The organism is Pseudomonas sp. Pseusp97, assembly GCF_047304025.1.
In the GTDB taxonomy this organism is placed as follows: Bacteria; Pseudomonadota; Gammaproteobacteria; order Pseudomonadales; family Pseudomonadaceae; genus Pseudomonas.
This window is the reverse complement of record NZ_JBGLYK010000225.1, coordinates 1-8,808: the sequence shown is the minus strand read 5'-3', so window position 1 is coordinate 8,808 and position 8,808 is coordinate 1. Positions and strand designations below refer to the sequence as shown.

11 protein-coding genes are annotated in these 8,808 nt (G+C 66.9%); 2 read left to right on the top strand and 9 right to left on the bottom strand.

The features are described from left to right. A complete protein-coding gene (locus tag ACCC94_RS24990) occupies positions 1 to 936 on the top strand; it encodes an SDR family oxidoreductase (RefSeq protein ID WP_413352310.1) in 936 nt (311 codons plus the stop codon). Between the two features lie 7 nt (positions 937 to 943). On the opposite strand, the gene ACCC94_RS24985 is transcribed toward ACCC94_RS24990, so the two are convergent. The 9 genes from ACCC94_RS24985 to ACCC94_RS24945 form a co-directional block, all read right to left on the bottom strand. Then, a complete protein-coding gene (locus tag ACCC94_RS24985) occupies positions 944 to 1,486 on the bottom strand; it encodes an arsinothricin resistance N-acetyltransferase ArsN1 family B (RefSeq protein WP_413352309.1) in 543 nt (180 codons plus the stop codon). A 7-nt stretch (positions 1,487 to 1,493) separates the two neighbouring features. After that, entirely contained in the window at positions 1,494 to 2,195 is a 702-nt protein-coding gene (gene arsH / locus ACCC94_RS24980) for an arsenical resistance protein ArsH (protein ID WP_413352307.1), read from the bottom strand. A 12-nt stretch (positions 2,196 to 2,207) separates the two neighbouring features. Then, complete coding sequence (locus ACCC94_RS24975) at positions 2,208 to 2,678, bottom strand: arsenate reductase ArsC (RefSeq protein WP_413352306.1); 471 nt, start codon at positions 2,676 to 2,678, stop codon at positions 2,208 to 2,210. Between the two features lie 27 nt (positions 2,679 to 2,705). Then, positions 2,706 to 3,989 (bottom strand): arsenic transporter, encoded by a 1,284-nt coding sequence (locus ACCC94_RS24970; protein WP_413352305.1) that lies wholly within the window; start codon positions 3,987 to 3,989, stop codon positions 2,706 to 2,708. A 21-nt stretch (positions 3,990 to 4,010) separates the two neighbouring features. After that, positions 4,011 to 4,358 (bottom strand): metalloregulator ArsR/SmtB family transcription factor, encoded by a 348-nt coding sequence (locus ACCC94_RS24965; RefSeq protein WP_413352304.1) that lies wholly within the window; start codon positions 4,356 to 4,358, stop codon positions 4,011 to 4,013. Between the two features lie 145 nt (positions 4,359 to 4,503). Next, positions 4,504 to 4,989, bottom strand: coding sequence for a DinB family protein (locus ACCC94_RS24960; protein WP_413352303.1), 486 nt, complete (start codon positions 4,987 to 4,989; stop codon positions 4,504 to 4,506). Between the two features lie 182 nt (positions 4,990 to 5,171). Beyond that, positions 5,172 to 5,999, bottom strand: a complete 828-nt coding sequence (locus ACCC94_RS24955; RefSeq protein WP_413352312.1) for a PhzF family phenazine biosynthesis protein — start codon at positions 5,997 to 5,999, stop codon at positions 5,172 to 5,174. 69 nt (positions 6,000 to 6,068) lie between these two features. Further along, positions 6,069 to 6,698, bottom strand: coding sequence for a LysE family translocator (locus tag ACCC94_RS24950; RefSeq protein WP_413352302.1), 630 nt, complete (start codon positions 6,696 to 6,698; stop codon positions 6,069 to 6,071). Positions 6,699 to 6,768: 70 nt separating this feature from the next. Beyond that, positions 6,769 to 7,173: a VOC family protein gene (locus tag ACCC94_RS24945; protein WP_413352301.1), complete on the bottom strand. Its 405-nt coding sequence runs from the start codon at positions 7,171 to 7,173 to the stop codon at positions 6,769 to 6,771. Positions 7,174 to 7,310: 137 nt separating this feature from the next. Here ACCC94_RS24945 and ACCC94_RS24940 point away from each other — a divergent pair, with 137 nt between their 5' ends. Further along, positions 7,311 to 8,675: a PLP-dependent aminotransferase family protein gene (locus tag ACCC94_RS24940; protein WP_413352300.1), complete on the top strand. Its 1,365-nt coding sequence runs from the start codon at positions 7,311 to 7,313 to the stop codon at positions 8,673 to 8,675. Positions 8,676 to 8,808 lie beyond the last annotated feature (133 nt).

Here is an 8,808-nt window from a genome sequence, read left to right as displayed (position 1 = left end):
ATGGCGGTTCGTCGCCCGAGCCAGCCAACAGGCCACCCGGCGACCTCTGCACGGTGGAGAGAGCTGGGCGCACGGGACGAGGCCGCCTGCCAGGAGGTCGCCAGCCAATGCCGTGAAGCGGGCGGCGAGGCCTGGGTGGTGCCGACGGACGTGACCCAGGGCGAGTCGGTGATGCAGCTGGCGGAGCATGCGGTGCAACTGACCGGCGGCATCGACGTCTGGGTCAACAACGCCGGCGTCGGCAGCGTCGGGACATTCGAGGAGACGCCGCTGGAAGTCCACGAGCAGGTGATCCAGACCGACCTGCTGGGCTACGTGCGCGGCGCTCGCGCCGTCATGCCGCATTTCAAGCAGCGCGGCAGCGGGGTGCTGATCAACACGTTGTCGGTGGGCAGCTGGGTTGCCCAGCCATACGCGGCCGCCTATTCGGCGGCGAAGTTCGGCCTGGTCGGCTTCACCGAGGCGCTGCGGGGGGAACTGCTCCAGTGGCCGCGCATCCATGTCTGCGATGTCTATCCGGCGGTCATCGATACTCCCGGATTTCGCGATGGCGCCAACTTCACCGGGCATGAGCTCGCGCCGCCGCCTCCTCGCTACGATCCCGAGCAGGTCGCCGCCGCCATGGTCGACCTGGCGCTCAATCCGCAACCCAGCAGGACGGTGGGCGGAGCGGCGCACCTGCTGCGCCTGGCGCGGTTGTTCACGCCGGGCTTTTCGCGGCTCATGGGCTGGGGCACCGCACGCGCTATCGAACGCATGCCGCGCAGCGCCAATTCCACGGGCAACCTCTTCGCCCCGCCGAGCGGGACTCGCCAGGTGCACGGCGGGTGGAAACGGCAACAGGGCCACTCGCCCAGTCCCCTGCTGGTCGGGGTAACGGTAGCGGCGGCGGTCGGTATCCTGCTGGCGCTGGGCCGGGACGACGAGCGCCGCTAGCGGGCATTCAGGTGATCTGCGGGTATGGGCGAGGATCCCGGGGCGAGCTGATCGGCGCACCCAGCTCCAGGCGCCAGTAGCCCACGTCGTGCCACTGGCCCAGCTTGAAGCCGACCTGCGGGAAGGTGCCGATGTGCCGGAAGCCCAGCCGCTCGTGCAAGCCGACGCTTCCAGCGTTGGGCAGGGCAATGCCGGCATAGGCTGCGTTGAACCCCTGCCTGGCGAGTAGGGGAAGCAGCTCGGCATAGAGGCTGCGGCCAACCCCGGAGCGACGTTCGCCGTCCGCTATGTAGACGGTGACATCCACCGCCCAGCGGTACGCAGCACGCGCCCGGTGCTGACTGGCGTAGGCGTAGCCAACCAGGCGGCCATCGCGCTCCGCGACCAGGTACGGGTAGGTCTGCAGGGTCGTGACGATGCGATCGCGCATCTGCTCCACGGTCGGCGGCACTTCCTCGAAGGAGATCGCCGTGCCGGTGACGATTGGGGCGTAGATCGCCCGGATGGCTGCAGCGTCCTCGGGGCGGGCTTCTCTGATTTCGATTGTCATGGCGGCCTCAGATCGAGCGCTGATTGACGCGGGCGGAAAGCTGCTCGGCACTTTCCTTGCGCTCCGAATAGCGATCCACCAGGAACTCCTGGCGATCGCGCAGCAGCAGGGTGAACTTCACCAGTTCATCCATGACGTCCACCACGCGATCGTAGTACGCGGAGGGCTTCATGCGTCCCGCGTCGTCGAACTCCAGGTAAGCCTTGGGTACCGAGGACTGGTTGGGGATGGTGAACATGCGCATCCAGCGGCCGAGCACGCGCAGCTGGTTGACCACGTTGAACGACTGCGAGCCGCCGCAGACCTGCATCACCGCCAGCGTCTTGCCCTGGGTCGGGCGTACGGCGCCGAGCGCCAGGGGAATCCAGTCGATCTGCGCCTTGAACACGGCGGACATTGCGCCGTGGCGCTCCGGCGAGCACCAGACCTGGCCTTCCGACCACTGCACCAGATCGCGTAGCTCCTGCACCTTGGGATGCTCCACCGGTACGTCGTCAGGTAGCGGCAGGCCAGAGGGATTGAAGACGCGCGTCTCGGCGCCGAAGTGCTGCAGCAGGCGCGCGGCTTCCTCCACCAGCAGGCGGCTGAAGGAGCGTTCGCGGGTCGATCCGTACAGCAGCAGGATGCGCGGCTTGTGCTCGCTGGTACGGGTTGCCGCTGGCGGCAGGTCGAACAACGAAAGGTCGTGGTTGGGCAATTGCTCGGACATGATTCCTCCTGTTCAGAGCGCGTCGATGCGATCCAGCTCGCGCTTGAGTTCGTCGCGGCCGAGGGTGTCGAAGGGAAGGGCGAAGAAGGCACGGCAGCGCAGCTCGATGCGGGCCAGCGTGGCGCGGAAGGCGGCGTCGATGGCGGGCTCATCACTCACCACATCGGATGGGTCTTCCAGCCCCCAGTGGGACTCCAGCGCCGGGCCGAAGTACACCGGGCAGGCTTCGCCGGCGGCCTTGTCGCAGACGGTGATGACGATGTCCGGCGGATTGCCTTCGAAGGCGTCGTTACCCTTGCTGCTCAGGCCTTCGATGGAGATACCGGCCTGCTGCAGGGTGGTGAGGCTGCGCGGCAGCACCTGGCCCTTGGGGAAGCTGCCGGAGCTGACCGCCTCGAAGCCTTCCGGCGCCAGGTGGTTGAACAGCGCTTCGGAAAGGATGCTGCGGCAACTGTTGGCCGTGCACATGAACAGGACTCGCATGGAGGTCTCCTCCGCTCGACGCGGACTTCAGAGGCTCAGGCGCAGCGCCAGGGCCGAAAGGGTGATCAGCAGGACGGGCAGGGTCAGCAGGATGCCGACCTTGAAGTAGTAACCCCAGGTGATGCGCATGCCCTTGCGCTCCAGCACATGCAGCCAGAGCAGGGTCGCGAGGCTGCCGATGGGGGTGATCTTCGGGCCGAGGTCGCAGCCGATGACGTTGGCGTAGATCATCGCCTCGCGTACCAGGCCTTCCGCGCTGCTGCCCTGGATCGACAGCGCACCGACTAGCACGCTGGGCATGTTGTTCATCACCGACGACAGCAGCGCCGAGAGCAGGCCGGTGCCGATGGCGGCGCTCCACAGGCCCTGTCCGGCAAGACGGTCGAGCAGGTGGGTGAGGAAGTCCGTGAGGCCGGCGTTCTTCAGGCCGTACACCACCAGGTACATGCCGAGGGAGAAGATCACCACCTGCCAGGGCGCTTCGCGCAGTACGCGACGGGTGGAGATGCGGTGCCCGCGAGCGGCAACGGCAAACAGGATGGCGGCGCAGACTGCGGCCACGGCGCTGACCGGGATGCCCAGCGGCTCCAGGGCGAACAGGCCGACCAGCAACACCAGCAGCGTCCACCAGCCGACGATGAAGGTGGCGCGATCATGGATGGCCGCCTTCGGCTCCTTCAGCGCATCGACTGCGTATTGCCTCGGGATATCGCGGCGGAAGAACAGGAACAGCACCAGCAGGGTGGCGGCGACGCTGGCGAGGTTCACCGGCACCATCACCGAGGCGTACTCGGCGAAGCCCAGGCCGAAGTAGTCGGCCGAGACGATGTTCACCAGGTTGGAGACCACCAGCGGCAGGCTCGCGGTATCAGCGATGAAACCTGCGGCCATGACGAAGGCCAGGGTCGCGGCGGGGGAGAAGCGCAGGGCGAGCAGCATGGACATGACGATGGGTGTGAGGATCAGCGCCGCGCCATCGTTGGCGAACAGCGCCGAGACCGCAGCGCCGAGCAGGATGCAGAAGGCGAACAGCCGGTAGCCGCTGCCATTCGCCCAGCGCGCAACGTGCAACGCGGCCCACTCGAAGAACCCGGCCTCATCCAGCAGCAGGCTGATGATGATGACGGCGATGAAGGTGGCGGTGGCGTTCCAGACAATCGCCCACACGGTCGGGATGTCGTGCAGCGAAACAGCGCCGGCGGCCAGGGCGATGATCGCGCCCAGCGCAGCACTCCAACCGACGCCGAGCCCCTTGGGTTGCCAGATGACCAGGACGAGGGTGAAGACGAAGACAGCTATGGCGACCAGCATGGAGGACTCGCTTGGAAAGGATCAGCAGCAGGCGGCGTCACGGACGGGGCGGCCGTCCATGTTCTGCAGGCGGAGGGTGTTGTCGGCCAGCCATTGGGCGTTGGCCTGCAGGGTGACCTGCAGCATCTCGTGCACCCACGCAGGCAGATCGGGATTGAGGCGGTAGTACACCCACTGGCCCTGGCGGCGATCCAGCAGCAGGCCGCTGCTGCGCAGTTGCGCCAGGTGGCGGCTGATCTTCGGCTGGCTGTCGTCCAGCGCGCACATCAGCTCGCAGACGCACAGCTCGCCCAGGCTGGCGATGAGCAGGGTGGCGCGAGCGCGGGTCTCGTCGCCCAGGCTCTTGAAGACTTCGGGTGGTGTGATCATGGCGGCACCTTACATATGGAAAATCAAATATACGGATTTCCATATGTAAGGTGCAAGTAGCCTGGACGCGGAGTTGCTGCCGGTTGGCTTCCCAAGCCACAGCCCAGCGCCTTGTGCGTAGAACTGCAGGCGGGGACGTTCTCGCTCAGGTTCTGCCTGAACGACTCCGGAGGAAGACAGGAAGGTCATTCGAGGGTGGCGTAACGGCGGCCTGATACAGCATGTCGCCGACGAACCCGCGGTGATAGGTGGCGTGATTGACCAGGTGCAGGACGATCGCTTCCTGGGTCATGGCGCCTTTGCCGCCGCCGACGAACTCGAAGTCCACCACCCTGTACAGGTCCTCGGCGGTCCAGGAGTCGACCAGATCGATGTACCAGCGGTCCATCGACTGAACCGCCTCCCAGAGGTCGTCCAGTGGCGGCGTGTGTTCGGTGTTGCGGGCCGTGTAGGAATGCTTCCTGCCTTGCAGGTGGTGCCTGAAGATATCGTCGATGACGTACACGTGGTTCAGCGTGTGCACCATGTTGCCGAAGCGCGTCTGCCGGGGGCGGAGGGCTTCGCCCTCGGGCAGGTTCATCACGCTGTCGAAGGTCAGTCCGTTCGCCCACGCCTTGTAGCGCACCAGCATTTTCAAGGTGTCCGTGGCGGGTGTCGGGGCAGCGGCGGGGCGTGGGGTTGCCCTGGAGTCAGGTGGGCCTGGCGGAGCCGAAAGCATGCTTGCTGGTCCTTGCTTGAGTGTCAGCGACACGTTGATGACGGCGGCCCAGGGTGCTTGCCCGGGTCGCCTTGTGATTCGCCACGGCCCGACCTCTACGGGAGGCCCTGAAGTCGGCCGGTCACCTGGGTGTGGGTCCTTCCGCCGATCCACAATTGACCCGCGGCGTCGCATGACACATGAACGCGCCCCTGAAGGCCGAGTCGTGTTCCCTGGGCGGCGATGTAGGACTCGTCGACCACGCCGCTGGAGAACAACCATTGCGCCAGCGAGGCGTTGAGGCTTCCCGTGACCGGGTCTTCGACGATGGTCCCCAGGTGGTTGTTGAAGAATGCACGAACCTCGAAAGCGGCATCGCCTTGGGAATGCGCCCCGATCACGCCGATGTCGATCCTGCGCGGCCAGTGCCGTTGCGGATTGAGGGCAAGCACCTTGTCCGCCGAAGCCAGCCTGATCCCCAGCCAGCCGGGACCGTTGTCGACCCAGGCGGCATCGACAACCTCCTGCGCCTGGATCCCGAGCAACTCGATGGCTTCGTTCAACTCCTCCTGCGAGGGCGGGCCGGCGCGCAGCAGCGATGGCGCGCGAAAGGACAGCAGCCCCGGCTGATGGCGAATGCTCACCAGCCCAACGCCGCACTCCTGGATGATTTCCGTCTCGTTCATCGGCCTCCGCCCGGAGGCAAGCCAGGCATGGCAACTGCCCAGGGTAGGGTGGCCGGCGAACGGCAACTCCCTGTCCAGCGAGAATATCCGCACCCGGTAGTCTGCCTCCGGCCGCGTGGGCGACAGCAGGAAGGTGGTCTCCGACAGGTTTAGCCAGCGCGTCAGGCGCTGCATTTCGTCGGTCGTGAGCCCATCGGCACCCAGCACGACCGCCAGCGGGTTGCCGGACAGCGGCCCGGTGCCAAAAACATCGATCATCTGAAATTCACGGGTCACGACACTGCTCCTTGCTGGGGGACGGTATGGGAAGGTTTCGGACTGGCGGCCTCAGCCCGGCGCTACCAGAAGCTTCATTCCCGCGACGCTGAACAGCGCCGCGAAGAGCCCCTGGATCCAGCGGCCGAGCCTGGAATAGACAGCAATCATCCGGGCCGTCGAGAAGAGGATGGCGTAGCCGCCGAATATGCCGATCCCGAGCACCGCGCAGCCGCCGATGATTGCCGGCAGCGTCCCGGCGGGGGCGTCTTCCCGCAGGCCCAGGGACATGATCGCCACCCACGACATGATCGCCTTGGGGTTGCTGATGTGCATGAGGGCGCCTTGGCGGTACAGCGACAGGAAACGTGGCGGCGTCCGCGCCGCATCGGCACGGGTCACGTCCGGGGTCGCTTGCAGGGCGCAGCGGCCGGCGCGCATCGCCAGGTAGAGCAGGTAAAGGCCGCCAAGCATCCTGATGACGACGAGCGCCTTGGCATAGGTGGCCAGCAAGGTGGAGATGCCGGTGGCGGCCAGCACTGCCCACGCGAGCGAGCCCGTCATGACGCCGCAGGCGAGGACGAGGGCGGGGAGGCGTCCATCGCGCATGGCGGTGGCCATGATTGCCATGTTGCTCGGGCCCGGACTCGCTGCGGCCAGGAAGTAGGAGCCGAAGGCGAGGGCGACGGTGCTGCCGATCATGGGAGCATCCTCCGGGTAGCCTGCGCTGGCGTCGGCAAGCCGCTCCGGGCGATGGCGCGGGATGGCCTGGTCATGGCTGCAGATCTGCGCGATGGACGATGTGGACCTTGTTCCCCTCGGGGTCGCGCAGATAGGCGCCGAAATAGCCGGCGCCATAGTGCGGGCGGGGCCCCGGCGCGCCCTCGTCCGTCCCGCCAGCGGCAAGGCCGGCCGTATAGGCGGCTGCCACAGCCGCTTCCGAGGCGGCGAGAAAGGCCACCATGCAGCCGTTGCCCGCCGTCGATGGCTCGCCGTTACGCGGGAGGTAGACATAGAAGCGGGGCAGTGGGGCAGTCGCCGTCACCCAGCAAAGCGCAGGGGGACCGCCATCGGGCGTAACGGCGCGGCGCGTCAGGCCGAGCGGCAGGAGGATGGCATCATAGAAGCGGCCGGCCCGCTCGAGATCCTGCGCGCCAACGGTGACATGGCTGAACATCTGGCCTCCGTTGCCCCGTCGTCGCTGCGGGGCAGTGGTGAAACGCTTGAAAGTCGCCAATCACCCTAATGCACGTTACACTTTTGATCTATTTAAATAGTGTCACGCGACACTATTAATATTCCTGGACGCTGAGCATGCTTCTTCAATCGCCGTGGACGCCGCGCCTTGCGGACATCGATGCGAGCGCCGCCGAGCGGCTGGTACTGGCACTGGCCGACGACATCATCGAAGGGCGATTGCAGGGCGGCGACCGCTTGCCCGCCCATCGCGATCTTGCCTGGCAGCTGGAGGTCGGCCTGGGGACGGTGACCAAGGCCTATGCCGCCCTCGAACGGCGGGGACTGGTGCGCAGCGTCAAGGGCCGCGGCATGTTCGTGGCGATCCGTCAGGCCCATGAGGAGCGGGTGATCGACCTCTCCGCCAACGTGCCGCCGGCGATGCTCTCGGCTCGCCTGCTGGCGCGCACCCTGGCCGGGGTCGCGCGCAAGATCGATGCGGACCATCTGAATCTCTATTCGCCGCCCTCCGGCCACCTGGAGCATCGGCGCCTGCTGGCCCGTTGGCTCGAGACGCTCGGTGTCACGGTCGAGCCTTCGAACCTGGCGCTCACCAGCAATGCCCGCCAGGCCATCTCGCTGGCCTTCGACCTCGCGTGCGGCCCGCATGGCGTGATCCTGACCGAGAGAGTCACCTATCCCGGCGCAATCGCGCTGGCGCGGCGCAAGGGCTATCGCATGCAGGGCATCGCGCTGGACGCGCAGGGAATGCTGCCAGAGGCGCTGGCCGAGGCACTGGACGGCGTCGCGTCAGGCGAAAACAGGGCGGTCTACCTCACCCCGACGTTGCACAACCCGACCACCGCCACCATGGGCTTGGCACGCCGACAGGCGATAGTCGAAGTGTGCCGGAAGGCTGGGGCCTGGATCATCGAGGATGGCGTCTACGCTCTGGGGCCGCCCACGACGCCGGCGCTCGTCGAGCTGGCTCCCGAGCGGGTATTGCATGTCAATGGATTGTCCAAGTCGATCGGCCCCGGATTGAGGATCGGCATGCTTGCACTGCCGGCGGAAATGACCGCCGAGGCGCAGGACATCCTGCGGGATGTCCCCATGGCGCCGTCGCCGCTCTCCTGCGCCGTGGTCGAGGAGTGGTTGGCCAGCGGCGTCATCGCCTCCATTCCGCAGGACCTGCGCCATGAAGCGCGTCGCCGGTCGAGCCTGGCGGTTTCTCTCCTGGGCACGGACGAACTCGTCGCGCATCCGGATGCCTACCACCTCTGGCTGCCGATGCCGCGCGAGGCTGCCGATCGCCTTGCGGCGGCCGCCGCCTCGGTGGGCATCCGCGTGACGCCGCCCGAATCGGTGATGGTCGACCCGGGCGACCCGGCGTCGGGCATCCGCCTCTGCCTGGGTGGCCCGTCCTTCGAGGACGTGACGGAAGGCCTGACGCTCCTGGCGCGGATGATGAAAGGCAGCCGGCCACATGACGCTGCAGGCTGACCCATCCGGCCCACCGCGCTGCTCGCGGTGGGCCTTTCACCCAGTCATCGATCCGCCGACAGCCCTGGCAACGGCCTCAGTCCGAGGTCGGCTCCGCGGCAGACTCTGCCGTCGGCGCTGAAGAGGCGGGAGC